The sequence below is a fragment of the Caloranaerobacter azorensis DSM 13643 genome, from assembly GCF_900129995.1.
GTDB classification, from domain to species: Bacteria; Bacillota; Clostridia; order Tissierellales; family Thermohalobacteraceae; genus Caloranaerobacter; species Caloranaerobacter azorensis.
In genome coordinates this window covers 1-15,233 of record NZ_FQXO01000020.1, presented here as the reverse complement: position 1 = coordinate 15,233, position 15,233 = coordinate 1, and the positions used below count along the sequence as shown (strand labels likewise).

General features: G+C 29.3%; 22 protein-coding genes. 4 read left to right on the top strand and 18 right to left on the bottom strand.

The window, feature by feature from the left end:
* Positions 1 to 3: 3 nt before the first annotated feature.
* From BUB51_RS04730 to BUB51_RS04700, 7 genes are all read right to left on the bottom strand, one after another.
* On the bottom strand, positions 4 to 738 hold the full coding sequence (locus tag BUB51_RS04730) for a PrsW family intramembrane metalloprotease (RefSeq protein WP_073195939.1): 735 nt from the start codon (positions 736 to 738) through the stop codon (positions 4 to 6).
* 103 nt (positions 739 to 841) lie between these two features.
* A complete protein-coding gene (locus BUB51_RS04725; protein WP_073195937.1) occupies positions 842 to 1,450 on the bottom strand; it encodes a DUF5317 domain-containing protein in 609 nt (202 codons plus the stop codon).
* Positions 1,440 to 2,726: an HD-GYP domain-containing protein gene (locus BUB51_RS04720; RefSeq protein ID WP_073195935.1), complete on the bottom strand. Its 1,287-nt coding sequence runs from the start codon at positions 2,724 to 2,726 to the stop codon at positions 1,440 to 1,442. Before BUB51_RS04720 ends, BUB51_RS04725 begins: the two co-directional genes overlap by 11 nt.
* A 237-nt stretch (positions 2,727 to 2,963) precedes the next feature.
* Positions 2,964 to 3,593: a hypothetical protein gene (locus BUB51_RS04715; protein ID WP_035163881.1), complete on the bottom strand. Its 630-nt coding sequence runs from the start codon at positions 3,591 to 3,593 to the stop codon at positions 2,964 to 2,966.
* Between the two features lie 142 nt (positions 3,594 to 3,735).
* The gene (locus BUB51_RS04710) at positions 3,736 to 4,287 is read right to left on the bottom strand and encodes a rubrerythrin family protein (RefSeq protein WP_035163879.1); all 552 of its coding nucleotides are present in this window, start codon (positions 4,285 to 4,287) and stop codon (positions 3,736 to 3,738) included.
* Between the two features lie 106 nt (positions 4,288 to 4,393).
* Positions 4,394 to 6,907: a DsrE/DsrF/DrsH-like family protein gene (locus BUB51_RS04705; RefSeq protein ID WP_073195934.1), complete on the bottom strand. Its 2,514-nt coding sequence runs from the start codon at positions 6,905 to 6,907 to the stop codon at positions 4,394 to 4,396.
* A gap of 91 nt (positions 6,908 to 6,998) precedes the next feature.
* Positions 6,999 to 7,235, bottom strand: a complete 237-nt coding sequence (locus tag BUB51_RS04700) for an ArsR/SmtB family transcription factor (protein ID WP_276716980.1) — start codon at positions 7,233 to 7,235, stop codon at positions 6,999 to 7,001.
* Positions 7,236 to 7,500: 265 nt separating this feature from the next.
* Here BUB51_RS04700 and BUB51_RS04695 point away from each other — a divergent pair, with 265 nt between their 5' ends.
* Positions 7,501 to 9,129, top strand: a complete 1,629-nt coding sequence (locus BUB51_RS04695) for a methyl-accepting chemotaxis protein (protein WP_073195932.1) — start codon at positions 7,501 to 7,503, stop codon at positions 9,127 to 9,129.
* A 77-nt stretch (positions 9,130 to 9,206) separates the two neighbouring features.
* On the opposite strand, the gene BUB51_RS04690 is transcribed toward BUB51_RS04695, so the two are convergent.
* Genes BUB51_RS04690 through BUB51_RS04680 form a run of 3 tightly spaced genes read right to left on the bottom strand, consistent with a single transcriptional unit; the run spans position 9,207 to position 10,214 of the window.
* A complete protein-coding gene (locus BUB51_RS04690) occupies positions 9,207 to 9,779 on the bottom strand; it encodes a manganese catalase family protein (RefSeq protein WP_073195930.1) in 573 nt (190 codons plus the stop codon).
* A gap of 14 nt (positions 9,780 to 9,793) precedes the next feature.
* Positions 9,794 to 10,045 carry a spore coat protein CotJB gene (locus tag BUB51_RS04685; RefSeq protein ID WP_073195928.1) on the bottom strand — a complete coding sequence of 84 codons (252 nt, stop codon included), beginning with the start codon at positions 10,043 to 10,045 and terminating at the stop codon, positions 9,794 to 9,796.
* Positions 10,046 to 10,064: 19 nt separating this feature from the next.
* Positions 10,065 to 10,214 (bottom strand): spore coat associated protein CotJA, encoded by a 150-nt coding sequence (locus BUB51_RS04680; protein ID WP_073195926.1) that lies wholly within the window; start codon positions 10,212 to 10,214, stop codon positions 10,065 to 10,067.
* 163 nt (positions 10,215 to 10,377) lie between these two features.
* Between BUB51_RS04680 and BUB51_RS04675 the strand changes: the two genes are divergently transcribed.
* Complete coding sequence (locus BUB51_RS04675; protein ID WP_073195924.1) at positions 10,378 to 10,779, top strand: arsenate reductase ArsC; 402 nt, start codon at positions 10,378 to 10,380, stop codon at positions 10,777 to 10,779.
* Between the two features lie 54 nt (positions 10,780 to 10,833).
* On the opposite strand, the gene BUB51_RS04670 is transcribed toward BUB51_RS04675, so the two are convergent.
* Together BUB51_RS04670 and BUB51_RS04665 are read right to left on the bottom strand one after the other, a co-directional pair.
* Positions 10,834 to 11,175 (bottom strand): hypothetical protein, encoded by a 342-nt coding sequence (locus tag BUB51_RS04670; protein WP_035163868.1) that lies wholly within the window; start codon positions 11,173 to 11,175, stop codon positions 10,834 to 10,836.
* A 3-nt stretch (positions 11,176 to 11,178) separates the two neighbouring features.
* The gene (locus BUB51_RS04665) at positions 11,179 to 12,444 is read right to left on the bottom strand and encodes a DUF1576 domain-containing protein (protein ID WP_242945549.1); all 1,266 of its coding nucleotides are present in this window, start codon (positions 12,442 to 12,444) and stop codon (positions 11,179 to 11,181) included.
* Positions 12,445 to 12,681: 237 nt separating this feature from the next.
* On the opposite strand from BUB51_RS04665, the gene BUB51_RS04660 reads away from it, so the two are divergent.
* Positions 12,682 to 12,945: a hypothetical protein gene (locus BUB51_RS04660; RefSeq protein ID WP_073195922.1), complete on the top strand. Its 264-nt coding sequence runs from the start codon at positions 12,682 to 12,684 to the stop codon at positions 12,943 to 12,945.
* Positions 12,946 to 13,022: 77 nt separating this feature from the next.
* Here the strand turns inward: BUB51_RS04660 and BUB51_RS13005 are convergent, their stop codons facing one another.
* The 6 genes from BUB51_RS13005 to BUB51_RS12995 form a co-directional block, all read right to left on the bottom strand.
* Positions 13,023 to 13,199, bottom strand: a complete 177-nt coding sequence (locus BUB51_RS13005) for a hypothetical protein (RefSeq protein WP_159430380.1) — start codon at positions 13,197 to 13,199, stop codon at positions 13,023 to 13,025.
* Positions 13,200 to 13,229: 30 nt separating this feature from the next.
* The gene (locus BUB51_RS04655; RefSeq protein ID WP_073195920.1) at positions 13,230 to 13,424 is read right to left on the bottom strand and encodes a hypothetical protein; all 195 of its coding nucleotides are present in this window, start codon (positions 13,422 to 13,424) and stop codon (positions 13,230 to 13,232) included.
* Positions 13,425 to 13,474: 50 nt separating this feature from the next.
* A complete protein-coding gene (locus BUB51_RS13000; RefSeq protein WP_159430379.1) occupies positions 13,475 to 13,639 on the bottom strand; it encodes a hypothetical protein in 165 nt (54 codons plus the stop codon).
* A gap of 221 nt (positions 13,640 to 13,860) precedes the next feature.
* Positions 13,861 to 14,163, bottom strand: a complete 303-nt coding sequence (locus tag BUB51_RS04650) for a hypothetical protein (RefSeq protein WP_073195919.1) — start codon at positions 14,161 to 14,163, stop codon at positions 13,861 to 13,863.
* Positions 14,164 to 14,358: 195 nt separating this feature from the next.
* Positions 14,359 to 14,604, bottom strand: a complete 246-nt coding sequence (locus tag BUB51_RS04645) for a hypothetical protein (RefSeq protein WP_073195917.1) — start codon at positions 14,602 to 14,604, stop codon at positions 14,359 to 14,361.
* A 132-nt stretch (positions 14,605 to 14,736) separates the two neighbouring features.
* Entirely contained in the window at positions 14,737 to 14,880 is a 144-nt protein-coding gene (locus tag BUB51_RS12995) for a hypothetical protein (protein WP_159430378.1), read from the bottom strand.
* A gap of 152 nt (positions 14,881 to 15,032) precedes the next feature.
* On the opposite strand from BUB51_RS12995, the gene BUB51_RS13320 reads away from it, so the two are divergent.
* On the top strand, positions 15,033 to 15,233 hold a 201-nt coding region (locus BUB51_RS13320), incomplete at its 3' end, for a hypothetical protein (protein ID WP_278294148.1).

Genomic DNA, 15,233 nt, shown 5'->3' with positions numbered 1-15,233 from the left:
CTTTTATTCCCGTTTGTTAATTAAATTATTTTTTTTATTTATTTTACTAAATCTTTCTCCCGATTCAATTATATATTTATTTAATTTAATTTGACTATTTTTCCAAATATATATTAAATACGGAATAAATAACACCGCTAAAATTAATATTCTAGACATCAACATAAAATCAAATATACCGTGAGTAATAATTGGTATAAACAAAGATTTTTTTAGATTTAATTCTTTTTCTGTTAAACTACTTGTAAACTTTGATATTGAAAGATAATACCCCATAGTTACTGCAAAAATCGCATGAGCCGGTACGGAAAGTATTCCTCTATATAAGCCGACATAAGAATTATAACTAAACCTAAAAACTACATACATAACATTTTCGACAGTAGCAAAACCCAAAGCCGAAAATATGGAATATACAATACCATCAAGTTTTTCATCAAAATGTTTGCTATTATATACAAACCTTAATACTACCTCTCTCTTGAAAAACTCCTCTGTAAAACCCGCAACTAGAAATGCTGTATAAATTGCACTTGGTATTCCAGTAAAAAAATTAAAAGAAGCTAAAAATCTTTCTACTATAATAGTCGGAATTACGGATAATGCTCCAAATATAAATGTTTTTAATAAAAGAGATATTGGTTCTCTGTCATATCTATCACTAAGATAAACTGCATATGCAATCGATATTGCAGGAGTTATAGCTATTATAAAAAGTCTTACAAGCAAATCTTTCATCCTCTCAAAATACACATACACTTTTATTTATATTATTTACAATAGAAGCTATGTTATACATTTCTATAAAATTAAAAAAAGAGAGTATCTCTACTCCCTATTATTATCTTTTTTTGTATTCAAATCTTATCATTTTGCTTTTTCTTAAAAAAATCCCTTTTTTAGTCATAGCACCTTGTATAAAGCAAAATATTCCAAGACCTAAAAAAATATCTCCTATACTTATCATTTTAGGAAATGGATATGGCTTTGATAATGGTATAATGTCTCCTAAAATAGATAATTTGGTAGAGTCAGTTATTAATGTATGTGTTATAATCATATCGTTCTTCAACATTTCTAAATTAGATATTAAGCCTGCTGTTTTTAATCCTTCAGGTGATACAGGCATTCTACCACCATTTGCGACGATGACTATGAAATTGAGAAGTGTTCCAATAAAAACTAATATCATGGATTTATTTTTAAAATTAAGTATAAGACCAATAAAAATCAATATATAAGATAGACTATGTACATAAATAAAATACTTATTAATAAAAGTACTTATTATTCCAATATTTTTCATTTTTAAATATACACTTGTAAATTCAATAATAAAACCTAAAACAAAAAAATACCAACCTCTAATCTGTACTTTCCCGATATTTTCTAATTTCCCACCTCTAACCTTACCTACAACTAGAGAAGTTGCCATTGATTCAATTAACATTAGTTAGCATCTCCTTCTCACCTTCGTTTCTCATTACCTTAACAAACATTTTAGCAAATTCCGGATTAAATTGTGTCCCAGCATTTTTTTCAATCTCACTAAGCGCTACTTCCTTTGTTAACGCTTTTCTATAAGGTCTATCAGATGTCATTGCATCATATACATCCGCTATTGCAAGGATTGCTGCTTCTACAGGTATTTCGTCTTCTTTGAGTCCATCGGGATATCCTTTCCCGTCATATCTTTCATGATGATGTCTTACTATACTTGAAACTTCTTTTAAGAAGTTAACTTCCTTTAATATTTCAGCACCTATTGATGGGTGCTTTTTTATTTTTTCATATTCTTCATAAGTAAGCTTTCCTGGTTTTCTTAATATTTGATCATCAATACCTATTTTCCCTATATCATGCAAAATTGCTGCATTTTTTATGTTCTCTATTCTTCTATCTGAAAGATTTAATGCCCTAGCTAACTTAACTGCATATTTACCTACTCTTTCAGCATGTCCGCTAGTATAGGCATCTTTTGCTTCCATCGCATTTGTAAGAGCCTGAATAGTCTCCATATAAACATGCTTCATATCCATATATAGTTTATATGAATGTCTAGCTAGTAATAATGGTCCAAAGAATATCACTACTGCAAATGCACCTAATTTAAAATATGCTAAAGCAATTATCAACCCTAATGCACCAACTGCAATAGCATTAGGTACAAGATCCTTTATATTTTTTATCCACATTTTAATAAAGTTCTGTCCACTTAATATTGACATTAAATTAGCTATTATTATAGTGTTAAGAATAATATATACAAGTACAGCCGATAAAATAGGAATAGGTACAGTTATAAAACCACCACTTCCAACAATTCCACCTGTCTTTGTATAGACAATACCTGCTAATCCAATCACAATAATCATTTGTGAAACATTAAATATAGTCTTATATATTGGAGTATTAAGTAAGTGTATATACCCTCTACCTGGCAATTTTACTATTCTAAATAAAAAACCAAAAGCCGTTACTAAAGCACCAGTCAATGGACCTCCTATTATTATAGAAGCTAAACTTATAGCAAAACCAACTGATACTGCTCCTTCATTAGGTAAAGGTATGGGTAAGGATTCCGCTATTATTGATAGTAAAATAAAAGTTATTAAAAATTGCAAATCAAAATAACTATTGTTTATAAACAATAAATAAAGAACTATAGCAGAAACAAAAAACAAAAATGTTATATAACACCTTAATTTCCTAGGTATATTGCCCATATTATCCTCCTTTTTATCATTAGGCCGGCTCTATATTACAAAAGCTAATTATACATTATAACCAAGAAAAGTTTGCCCCACTTGCTAATATTAAAGCTAATAAGCTTGTTAATACCATTAATACTTTTTTCATCGAATATAGCCCCCTTTTAAGCATATACTCTGTTGGTTCGCTAATCCAACAGGCTATACTCGCTTCGCTAAAAAAAATTGTTTAAATAAATTAAGTTAGCCGGCCTAATTACCACTATAATGTCTAATAATACTTCTATTTATTGCATCTAATGTTGCCTTTACTACTGCTTCTTTTTTATCCCTATTGACAAAAGCACAACCTGATAATAGTTTTTCATAATTGTTAGTAACAAAAGTAACAGCTGATACTACAACCTCTCGTCCTGCTAATTCAATAGTTTTTATATCTTCAAGTATGAAATTGTCTTCAGTTCCTAAAAATTTCTCAACTGCCTTTAATGCAGCAGTTCCTAAAAGCCTTTGAGAATTTGAAACAGTATTTATTCCTGATATTTCTCCTTCAAAAACCTCTTCATCTTTTTCTAATATAACCTTAATAAATACTTTTGTCCCTAATGTCGAGAATTCAATCGTCTTGAGTTTTAATCTAAAATCCTTATTTTCAGCTACTTTTTCATCAATTTGAGCAATACTTATCTTTTTATGATCTATATCTAATCCAAATCTTGATATTAAACCTGATTGAACATCTCTAGAAACTTGTTTTGGACTTCTTTTTGTATCTGAAAGTATATGTATCTCTTGAATGCTACCGTTTTCATCTGCAACAATCTTACATGAGAGAACAGATTTAATTTGATTTATAAATTGTTCTATATCTTTTATAACCATACTATCACCTTCGCTCGTTTTTTGACTAACTTATTTATTCTACAAGATATCGTTTTTTCCCTTTATTTTTTTATTTAGATTATTAAAAAAATTAAAAACATCCCAAACAGGGATGCTTTTAAAATATTTATGTTATTTTCTATTATTTACTGAAAGTCCTAAATTTTTCGGATTTAGCTCCACAAATAGGACATTTTTCAGGAGTTTCTCCTTCTACAGTATAACCGCAAATTTCACATACATGTAAATCGCCGAATTCTACATCTTTACCAGAATCTACAGATTCTTTTGCCTTAGTGAAAAGAGCGGCATGTGTTTTTTCTGCTTCATATGCATATTTCATTGAAATTGTAGCTTTTTTCTCTCCTTGCATTTTTGCTACTTCTATAAAAGCAGGATACATCTGCTCAACTTCAAAATTTTCTCCAGCTATAGCTCCTTGTAAGTTTTCTGAAGTACTTCCTAATCCGAATCCAGCTCCCGCTGTAACTGAAAAATCGCCTTTCTCATCTTTTAAAGCCTTAAAATGACTTGTAGCATGAATTTCTTCAGCAAATGATACTGCTCTAAATAATCTTGCTACATTATTAAACCCTTCATCTTCTGCTTTAGCTGCCCATACTTTATATCTCATATGAGCTTGACTTTCTCCACCATATGCTGAACGTAAATTTGATGCTGTCATTGCATTCATACTTATATAACCCCCTACAACATTTTTTCGTCCGATTTATTGATACCCGCCTGCAAAATATTTAAACAACTTTTTAAAACAAAAGAGGGAACAATGTCCCTCTTTTTTAGATAAATAAGTTGACATTCGATTCTTCAGCTGCTCCTAAATAACTTGCTACTCCTCCTATTTCTACCCCATCTATTAATTCCTCTTTAGTTATTCCCATCACATCCATTGACATATTACATGCAACTAATCTTACACCTTGATTTTTAGCTTGTTCGATTAATTCCTCTAATGAAGAAATATTTTTCCTCTTCATTACATTTCTTATCATTTTTGCTCCCATGCCCATCATGTTCATCTGTGATAGCTTCAGCTTTTTACTTCCTCTCGGCATCATCATACTAAACATCTTATCCATAAAACCTTTTTGAACTTTTACTTTTTCTGGTTTTCTTAATATATTAAGTCCCCAGAATGTAAAGAACATCGTAACTTTCCTTCCCATAGCAGCCGCTCCATTTGCAATTATAAATGAAGCTATTGCCTTATCTAAATCTCCACTAAATACAACTATCGTCTTACCATCATTTGTAGTCTGTACTATGTTACTATTGTTATTATCTTTAACAGTAATTTTCCCACCTGTACCCTTTCTAATAAAAGCTACAAACTCTTTTGGCCTTTTTTCAGTCTTTATCAAAGTATTACCAGTTCGCCTGCACCAAGTATTTATATCATTTATAAATCCGGGATCTGTTGCAGTTACTTCTAGAATATCTCCATTTTCTAATGTCTTCATTCTCTCATATACTTGCATTATTGGCCCCGGACATTGAAGTCCACAAGCATTTAATTTTATAGTTTTTCCTTCCAACTTATTTACATCTATTTCTTCTACATCTCCACCCTCATTGAAATCTACATTGGAATCACAGGTAGCACCTCCACATTTTGAAGCCCCATCTTCATCTTGACAAAAGATACAACTATAAGTTGTATATCCGCCACTTAAATTCTTAACTTTCTTGAAGCCATTTTGCTTCAAAATCCTCGCAGCTAAATATCCTCTAAGTCCTATAGCACAATATGGTATTATTAATTTTTCCTTATCTAATTCATTTAATCTGTCTCTCAATTCGTCTAATGGTATATTAATCGAACCTTCAATATATCCTAATTCCCTTTCAATTTCCTCTCTAACATCAAGAATAATTACTTCATTTTTATCCAATTTTTCTAACTCGTTGCACATAATAACATCTACATCTCTCTTTAGTATATTCTCTGCCGTAAATCCTGCCATGTTCACAGGGTCTTTTGCTGATGAATAAGGCGGTGCATAAGCAAGTTCTAATTCCTTAAGATCGTAAACTGTACCTCCAAATCTTATTGCAGATGCAATAACATCTATTCTCTTGTCTACTCCGTCATATCCTACAATTTGAGCACCTAATATTTTACCTTTTAAGTTAAATATTAATTTAATAGTCATTGGTATTGCCCCAGGATAATATCCCGCATGTGATTTTGAATGTATAAGAGCTATTTTGTAATCTTTACCATACTTTTTGCCCATTCTATTTAATAATTTCTCATTATTACCAGTCGAAGCAACCGTTAAATCGAATACTTTTGCTATTGAAGTACCCTGTGTCCCTTTATACTTTTCTGATCTACCTACAATATTATTTGCCACTATTCTACCCTGTTTATTTGCAGGCCCGGCTAATGGTATCATGGTTTTAGAACCATTTACAAAGTCAACTACTTCAATCGCATCTCCTATAGCAAAGATGTTTTTATCTGATGTTCTTAAATACTCATCAACAACTATTCCGCCCCTTTGGTTAACCTCGAGTCCGCAATCTACAGCTAATTTACTGTCCGCTCTTACTCCAATTGCAAGTATTACTATATCAGCATCTAGAGTCTTGCCGCTTTGAAGCGTTACTCTAGTTACACCATCTTTATATTCAAATTCTTTAACCCCATCTTTTAAATATAATTTTACACCTTTAGATTTAATATGCTGGTGTACAATTTGAGCCATATCAAAATCAATAGGCCCCATAACTTGATCTGCCATTTCTACAATAGAGACATTCAAACCTCTATCATAAAGATTTTCTGCCATCTCTATACCGATAAATCCGCCGCCAACAACTACTGCACGTTTAGGCTTTTTATTATCCAAATATTCTTTTATTGCATCTGTATCCGGTATATTTCTTAAAGTAAATATATTAGGTGAGTCAATGCCTGGAATTGGTGGTTTAATCGGACTAGCACCCGGAGACAACACTAGATAATCATATGTTTCTTTATATATTTTTCCGCTGTCTAAATCTTTAACTTTTACTTCTTTCTTTTCCCTATCTATTGATAATACTTCATTTTTTACCCTCACATCGATATTAAATCTTGATCTCATTTTTTCTGGAGTCTGAACTAACAGAGCATCTCTCTCTTCAATCGTGCCACCAATATAATAAGGTAGACCACAATTTGCAAATGAAATATGTTCCCCCTTTTCAAACATGATAATTTCAATCTTTTCGTCGAGTCTCCTAAGTCTTGCAGCCGTAGATGCTCCTCCAGCTACACCACCTACAATTAAAACTTTCTTTGACATAAAAATTCCTCCTTATTAATCTTTTAATTAATATATATTAATAATTAAATTATATTGTTAAAAAAAATACAAAATTGAGCATAAAAACAAATTAAAATATAACTTTTAAAATTTTTCTGACATCTTCATTAATTAAATAGTATTTAATCTCTACACCATGCCTTCTACCTTCGACAACACCAGCCGCTTTTAATTTCGCTAAATGTTGAGATATTGTTGATTGAGGCATATTTAAACAACTTTGCATTTTAGTTACATTACATCCTTCTTCATCTAGAAGTCCTTTAACTATACATAATCTTATTGGATGCGCAATTGCTTTTAATATATCAGCTTTTTTAGTTAACTCTTCAATTTGATTTGCTATTTCTTTTATAAGTCATCACCTCATTCTATCTATATATTTTAATATTACAATATATAAAAGAAATTGTCAATTTTATTCTATTATATCAAAAACATTCATAAATATTCACAATAAATACTACAAAATAGTCCAACTTGATTATTGCTAAAATAACAAAAAGTATTTTTTTACAGGAATTTTTAGAAAAAAGTCGAATTGTTAGTTATAATAGGAAGGAGGATTTTTAATGAAATTAAAATTTTTTATTATAATATTCATAGTTTTTATATTAGGTATGACTATGCCTTGGATATTAACAGGCAACAACTATATTGCAGAATTAACAGAATTTAAAATTATCATATTATTTGCAGTATCTTTAATAATTCCTTATATATTCACACTTTTGATAAAAAAATTTCAAAGTGTGTATATTACAAAATCTAGCGAGTTATTAAATAGAATAACACAAGGAAGTCTTACTCAAACTATAAAAAATAATTATGATAAAATGCTCAATGGATTTGTAATATCATTAAATAATATGATAGCTAATATTAGAAGACTAGTAGGAAAAACATTGGTTGCTTTAGATAAAGTTTCTACTTATTCTTGGAATATATCAAAAGATTATGAAGTATTAAGTCAATCTATTGAAGAAATATCGACAACTATAAATGAGATTTCTCAAGGGCTTGAACTTCAAGCAGAAAGAGCTATGAATACCAAGAATAGTACTATGCAGATTGTTGAAAGTTCTCAAACGATTGCTAACTTCGCTAAAGACACATATTCTATAACAAAAGAAATGAAAGAAAAGATAAATGAATCTGGAGAAAAACTTGAAGGATTAATTGACAATTTAGAAAACAGCGAAAAAAACAATATTGAACTTGCCGTTGAAATAGAAAATCTAAATCATAATGCTAAAAAAATAAAAGACATAATAGCTATAGTAAGTGGAATAAGTGAACAAACAAATCTTTTAGCATTAAATGCCGCAATAGAAGCAGCAAGAGCAGGAGAAGTAGGTAAAGGGTTTGCAGTAGTAGCCGAAGAAATTAGAAAATTAGCAGAGGAATCTGAAAAATCTGCATCTAAAATAAGACAAATAATAGAAGATATATCTCAAAAAATAGATCGTATATCTAAACATATTGAAATGCAGGTTACAGATATGGAAAAAAACGTTCAATATGCTGAAGAATTTAAAGAACTGTTCAATAAAGTTGAACAGACATCTGATGTTACTTTAAATTCTACAAAAGAAATATTGAAACTATCAGAAAGTGGTATTTCAAATGCTCGTAAAGTAGATGAACTTATGGAAGAAATATCTGCTGTTACACAACAAACTGCAGCAGGAATGGAAGAAATAAATGCTTCTACTCAAGAAGAAGTAAATTTAGTTAAGGGAATTTCTAAAACAGTAGAAAATTTAACTAATATGTCGAAAGAATTAATCGAATTTATCACAGAAGTTGAGGGAAATTATGAAATTAGTAAGGAAGATGAAAATAGAATAAAAGAAGCTGAAAAAATATTAAAAGATTTAACAGTTGAATATAGGCTAAATAATCCGGAAAATGAAGAAGAAGTACAAGAGTTTATTAATAATGTGAAAAGAAAATATGATAAACTCTTTGATGTCGTTGTTGTATTAGATTCTAAAGGAAATATAAAAGGTTCTACTATATCCGTTGATATAGATAACCTAGCTCATAGGCCTTATTTTAAAGAAGTTATGAAAGGAAACTTATATATTTCCAAACCTTACATTTCTGCTATAACAGATGACTACTGTGTTACAGTTGCTATTCCTATAATATCTGGTGAACAAGTAAACAGTGTAGTTGCTGGTGATGTGAAACTTTAAATTATATATGCAGATAAACCCCTTAAAGTAGAAAAACAATAATCTACTTTAAGGGGTTATTTAATTACAAAGAAATTCTAATAATATTTCTTGCTATTCAAACATTCTTGAACAATATCTAATGTTTCACCAAACCTTTGAAAATGAACAATCTCTCTCTCTCTTAAGAATCTCAAAGCATCTTTAACGCCAGGATCGTCGCAAATATTGATTAGATATTCATAGGTTGCCCTAGCTTTTTGCTCGGATGCCATATCCTCATGGAGATTTGCTATAGGATCGTCTTTAGACTGTATAAATGTAGCAGTCCAAGCATATCCCGACGCGTCATGAGGAAATGGACTCTTACCATGATTTACATAGTGAGCTTCAAGTGGAGTACCTTCTATATCTTTTATAGGAACATTTTTTATAAGCTTCCAAACGATAGTTCCTATAATTTCCCAGTGAGCTAGTTCTTCAGTGCCTATATCGGTTAAAATACCTTTTGCTTGATCTGTAGGCATTGCCCATCTTTGAGTTAGATATCTAATACCTGCTGAAAGTTCTCCATCTGGGCCTCCAAATTGCTCTAATATCATAGCTGCAAGAGTTGGATTGCAGGTGTCTACTCTAACCGGATATTGCAGTTTCTTTTCATAGATCCACATAATTTAACCTCCCATCAATATTCTATTTCCCATGGCCAAGGGCTTTTTGTGTATTCCCATGGATATTTACTTAAATCATAATTGGTTAGAGGCCCATACTTCATGCTATACATATTTGTAAGTTCTTTATATTTCTTTGAAAAAGTATTATGAAGAGCTACAGCTCTGTCATCATTTGGATGAGTATCAAGATATAAGTTTATATCAGTTAAGCAAAAGCATATTTCCATTATTTCCTTTAGCATATCTAATTGTTTTGAATCCACAAAAAACACCTCCAAATTATTACTTCTTAACAGGTTTATATGGCATATACAATTCAGGGAAAATAGTTCCTTTCTTTAACGCTTCTTCAGGACAATATATTTTACCCATTATTTGATAGGGAATATATGCTTTAGCAAGTTCATAATAAGGATATTTTTTCATGTCCATTATTATCCCTCCTGAAAAATTATATTCTGCAATATTATATTACGCTTATTTAAACGTATCCGTGACTAATGCTATGTTAATAAGATATTATTATATTGACTTGTAAATTTGTAATATGTTAGCATTAAAATACATTTAAATATATTTAATAGGAGGAATTTTAGTGAAGAAAAAAGTTGCTTTTGTTTGTGTTCATAATTCCTGTCGATCACAAATGGCAGAAGCTTGGGCAAAACATTTAGGTAAAGACGTATTAGAAGCATATTCGGCAGGAACTTCAAAATATCCAGAGGTTAAACCTAAAGCAGTTCAAGTCATGGAAGAAGTAGGAATCGATATGAGTAAACACTATCCTAAACTTTTATCAGATATACCTGAAAAAATAGATATCTTAATAACTATGGGTTGCGGCGTAGTATGTCCTTATATTCCTTGCGATTATAGTGAAGATTGGGGGCTTGAAGATCCTTCTGGCGGCTCTATAGAAGAATTCAGAAAAACAAGAGATATTATCAAAGAAAAAGTAGAAAACCTTATAGAAAGGATAAAGAATAAAAAAATATGAGGGATTAAATGTCCCTCTTAATTTATACTTTGATTTTTTTAATCCAAAACTTTTTTATTTATTTCTATACAAAGTTATAGATAAAGAAGTTCCGTCAAATATTACTTCTGCTCTATCAACCATCATTCCTACAAGTGTAAGTTCTGTGTCATTATCACATTCACCAGCTAATTCCCAATAATATTCTTCTACTTCCGATTGTCTTGGATAGGCTAGAAATTCTTTGAGCTTTTGGACTCTAACGTCATCACAATCTATATTATCACTTTCGAGATGTATTTTAAAATAATCTTTATGATTTTCTAAAGTTATATTCATATTATTAGTACCGTGGAGAAAACAAAAAGTAATCAATTCGTCAAGAATTTTTGATATTCTTTTTATCTCATGTTTCATATGCTAATCCTCCTTTTTAAATGCATCAATAATTGGCACTAGTATAGTAGCAACAATACCACTTGAAAAACCGTTGTTATATAAATTAATTCCTCCATGAAGATAGCCTACATTCATTACTACAGATAAATGAATAAATCCAGCAAGTATTCCTACAAAATAGCCATAAGTTCCTGCAATAGGAGCCATACTAGTTCCGAACAAACCAGTAATTACTAAAATAGTTGTTGATACTTCTTTAGTAATCAAAAAATTGCCAATTAAAACCCCTATTAAAATCGGTATAGAATTCTTAGGATGTTTTCCAAAAGATGAAAAGCCTGCAAGAGTTAATAAACCACCTATAACGGGGCCATTAATTATTCCACCTGCTATTATAACATAAAGTATCCCTATAAGTCCCATTAAGCCCATATTAATTAAAGTTAACCCAAAGCCTGTTAATTGAGTAAAATCTGTAATAAGTCTTCCAGTGAAACCGATTAGCCTTTTATATCCCTTAAAACTCCTATTGTTAAATAAAAATCCTAATATAATTAAAATTAAGAAAAATATAGTAAAAAATGCTTTTAAAAGCGTATCGTATTCATTAGAAAGTATAACCTTATTTTCTACAATAAAGCCGTAACTTTTCATAATAGACATAATTACTGTTCCAATAAAACCCGCTGCAAATCCTATATTATATAAATTATAACCGTCATGTACTCTTATCATATGGGCTGAAAGTGGAGGAATTATAAATCCAACTAATATTCCAATAGAGATACCTAATAATATACCAAAAGGAATTGGAAGATTTAAACCGTATGCAAATTCATTTACTAAAGGAGATAATGCAGTTGCAAACATAGTAATCAATATGACATTTTTAAAATTTGTCTTCTGATATTTAGAGTAAATATATCCTCCAATGTAAATCGGCCAAACGTTAAAAATATTCTTCCCGAAAAAAGCAAAACCCATAATTATAAAAATAGCCGATATAACGGGGCCATTAATATTTATTTTAAGTTTCCATATGATATAAATATTTACTAAAGTAAGAATAGCAGAATTAATTAAAGCAGCACCTAGTCCACCAACTTTAATGTAATCTGTTATGAGAATATCTGGATGAACTATTATTTTGAAAATCCCATTTACTATATTAGTCGGAGTATCGATAATGATTGCCAACAATATAAAAGAAATCGGCAGTATAAGCATTATATACAGTTTTGTTTTTATCGTTATTTTATCAAATTCTAATTTTTTCAGTAAAATCACCTCCATATATATTTATTATTCTTTAAAAATTTATATATAATAAAGGAATATAATCCTCTATAGATTGGATTAACTTTTGGAGAAATGATAAACTTATTATGAAGTGATATTCTAATTCAGATGTGTTTACACTATTTTACCATAAATTAAATAATATGAATACATAATTTTCAGCTCTACTTCAATTTAAAAATTTTGTAATTGATATAGTTATATTGCGAAAGGAATGAATAACAAATGACTAACATTGAAGAATTTTTAAATAAAAATAATATTATCTTTGAAGAAAAGCGGATAAAAATATTTTTAAAAGATGGTTCAATAATCGTAGGAAATGCAAGTAATTATTTAGAGGAAAGGCTTGGAGAAACTCCAGAAGACATATTAAATATAGAAAATCCAGAGATAATAAAAAATAATGGCAAAGCTGAAATATATAAGGAAAAAGAAGGTGTTTTCCCTGTGTTTATAAAAGATATAAAAGAAATTGAATTAATTTAAAATACCAAAACAACAATTATATAAAGCTATTTAGATTCTCGGATTTTTAAAACTTAAAATTAAATACAAATGTTTAGTTAATCATCTTTATGATTAAGGCAATTATAACAGATTCTTTGAGCCTCTTCTCTAGTCCCTTTAAAACCATTTATGATATCCATCTTCAACATTCCATCAACAGCTTCACAATATTCCAAACAATAACTTTCATTAATTTTTCTATTAACTAAAGGACAATTGTATTCATCATCCATACTTCTTAATCACCCCCAACATTTGATCAATTAATCAACTAATTCTATTTTTTCTATTTCATTTTCATATATTTCATAATCAATTTCACCAGCATCTATTGATATACTTGCTATTTCAGGCTCATTGTCTAATGCTTGAATATATCCATTACATTTACCTTGAATTACTTCACCTTCTATACAAGTTACTTTGATTTTTTTACTTAAATATTCCCACAACTTCATATTATCTCTCCTTCAATATTAGTACTATACGAGTACCACTTATCAAATACTTAATTATTATGTTTTTTGCAATGTTTACAAATTTCTCGCCAGTTTTCAACCTTCTTAATATTATCTGATAATATCGTCTCCTTTGCACATCCTTCACTAACATCAACTATAACTACACATTCGGCTATGTCTATATTTGAATTTGTAATTGGACACTTAATCATTTTCTATCAACTCCATTATTCTTTAAATTTATCAATATATTCATAACTTTCCCCTTAATATATATTTTAGATGATTCTTCTATTATTTTATTAAAAAATTTTATACTACAATATTAACTTTTTAGTTTTTTAATTTTAGAATTAATTTAATAATCTTTACATCTGCCTCTCATATAATTAATATAAAAATTGGTACCACTTCAAAATATAGATCTTTAGTTTTAATCATCTTTACCGAAAAATTTACGTCCTAGCCAAATACCAACAAGAAAAGAAAACAAAGAAGTGTCATAACTTTGTTGATAATATTCTTTTTCTAGTGGTTTATCATCATCAAAAGCTAAAAGAGGTTTCATGTATACTAGAAAAATTAAAATGCCAATAACAAACCCTATCCAATATCCTATCCCTCCTAATAATGTTTCACCAATGTAACCAGCAATCATTCCAGGTATGATAGATAAAAATAAAGCTAACCCCCATAAAAATATTTTTATTAAATAATATAAAATGTTAGCAATCATAAGCAATCACCTAATAATATCTAATTTATAATTACATTATATCATGAAAAAAGGTAAATATTAAAAATAGGTTAGCTGCTCTTACTAAAGAATAAACTACTAATCTAAACCAAGCTATAAGCGTTAAATACATTCTTGCTCTCCTTGAAACATAATAAAAGAAAGCACCTAATGTAACATTTTAGTAAGTGCTTTTTACATGCTTATTATTTGTATATCTTTCCACATATCTTTTATTTTTTTATCTTGAATTTTAAAATTTAGCATTTCGTGTAACGAATTGAAATACACACCATCACCATCTGGGCATTTTGCAATAACTCTTCCATTATCGCCCCATCCAATATAATACCTTTGCCCGTATATATAGCATTCAATATCCAATCCCATTTCTATTGAATCTTTTAAATCTTGTAAACTATTAAATTTTCCATAATTCATTATTCCACCTTCTTTATTATTTCTTTTTCAGCAATTTCTTCTGCATTAGTAAGTGTTTAATTTACAACAATTTAAAACTTTTAACTTGTTCTTCTGTAAAATATACTTTTTCACATACTAACTGTAGCTCATCTAGTAAGAATCTTCATCCCAGTCAATAACATTAACTACCATTAATTCTCCATCTGTAAAAACTACTTCTGCTTTTTTAGCTATCCATATAGAATATAAATTGGGTGATTTATTTTTTGTATAATTTTCAAATTTACTATTCATTATTTTTTTATCTTTTTTAAGTCTGGCTAATATTATAATAACACCACTTTACAAGAAATAAAGAGTTAGCTTCCATAAAGTAGAAAAATCAGACATCTAAATCCTAGGAATACTAATCATAACTAAAAAAAAAATCTAGGAGATGTCTGATTATGATTAGTATATCCAAAAACTCTATAAAACAAACATTAAAACAATATTTATATGAATATAGACATATTTTTAAGAAGCGAAGCTTTAATATATTTTACTGGCTAATACTGTCAATACTTGCACTTGAAGAAGTAAGGTCAATAAAGTTTATATACGATAACTTTATAAAAAAATATACGGTCAAAACTTTGAATTCACTA

What these genes read in the sequence shown, in the direction of transcription:
- BUB51_RS04720 (WP_073195935.1), bottom strand. Translation starts at nt 2,726, where the DNA reads ATGGGCAATATACCTAGGAAATTAAGGTGTTATATAACATTTTTGTTT.
- BUB51_RS13005 (WP_159430380.1), bottom strand. Translation starts at nt 13,199, where the DNA reads ATGGATGATGAATACAATTGTCCTTTAGTTAATAGAAAAATTAATGAA.
- BUB51_RS04650 (WP_073195919.1), bottom strand. Translation starts at nt 14,163, where the DNA reads ATGATTGCTAACATTTTATATTATTTAATAAAAATATTTTTATGGGGG.
- BUB51_RS04645 (WP_073195917.1), bottom strand. Translation starts at nt 14,604, where the DNA reads ATGAATTATGGAAAATTTAATAGTTTACAAGATTTAAAAGATTCAATA.
- BUB51_RS04695 (WP_073195932.1), top strand. Translation starts at nt 7,501, where the DNA reads ATGAAATTAAAATTTTTTATTATAATATTCATAGTTTTTATATTAGGT.
- BUB51_RS04705 (WP_073195934.1), bottom strand. Translation starts at nt 6,907, where the DNA reads ATGTCAAAGAAAGTTTTAATTGTAGGTGGTGTAGCTGGAGGAGCATCT.
- BUB51_RS04710 (WP_035163879.1), bottom strand. Translation starts at nt 4,287, where the DNA reads ATGAATGCAATGACAGCATCAAATTTACGTTCAGCATATGGTGGAGAA.
- BUB51_RS04660 (WP_073195922.1), top strand. Translation starts at nt 12,682, where the DNA reads ATGACTAACATTGAAGAATTTTTAAATAAAAATAATATTATCTTTGAA.
- BUB51_RS04680 (WP_073195926.1), bottom strand. Translation starts at nt 10,214, where the DNA reads ATGGACATGAAAAAATATCCTTATTATGAACTTGCTAAAGCATATATT.
- BUB51_RS04690 (WP_073195930.1), bottom strand. Translation starts at nt 9,779, where the DNA reads ATGTGGATCTATGAAAAGAAACTGCAATATCCGGTTAGAGTAGACACC.
- BUB51_RS04715 (WP_035163881.1), bottom strand. Translation starts at nt 3,593, where the DNA reads ATGGTTATAAAAGATATAGAACAATTTATAAATCAAATTAAATCTGTT.
- BUB51_RS04730 (WP_073195939.1), bottom strand. Translation starts at nt 738, where the DNA reads ATGAAAGATTTGCTTGTAAGACTTTTTATAATAGCTATAACTCCTGCA.
- BUB51_RS04670 (WP_035163868.1), bottom strand. Translation starts at nt 11,175, where the DNA reads ATGAAACATGAGATAAAAAGAATATCAAAAATTCTTGACGAATTGATT.
- BUB51_RS13000 (WP_159430379.1), bottom strand. Translation starts at nt 13,639, where the DNA reads ATGATTAAGTGTCCAATTACAAATTCAAATATAGACATAGCCGAATGT.
- BUB51_RS04725 (WP_073195937.1), bottom strand. Translation starts at nt 1,450, where the DNA reads ATGTTAATTGAATCAATGGCAACTTCTCTAGTTGTAGGTAAGGTTAGA.
- BUB51_RS04655 (WP_073195920.1), bottom strand. Translation starts at nt 13,424, where the DNA reads ATGAAGTTGTGGGAATATTTAAGTAAAAAAATCAAAGTAACTTGTATA.
- BUB51_RS12995 (WP_159430378.1), bottom strand. Translation starts at nt 14,880, where the DNA reads ATGAATAGTAAATTTGAAAATTATACAAAAAATAAATCACCCAATTTA.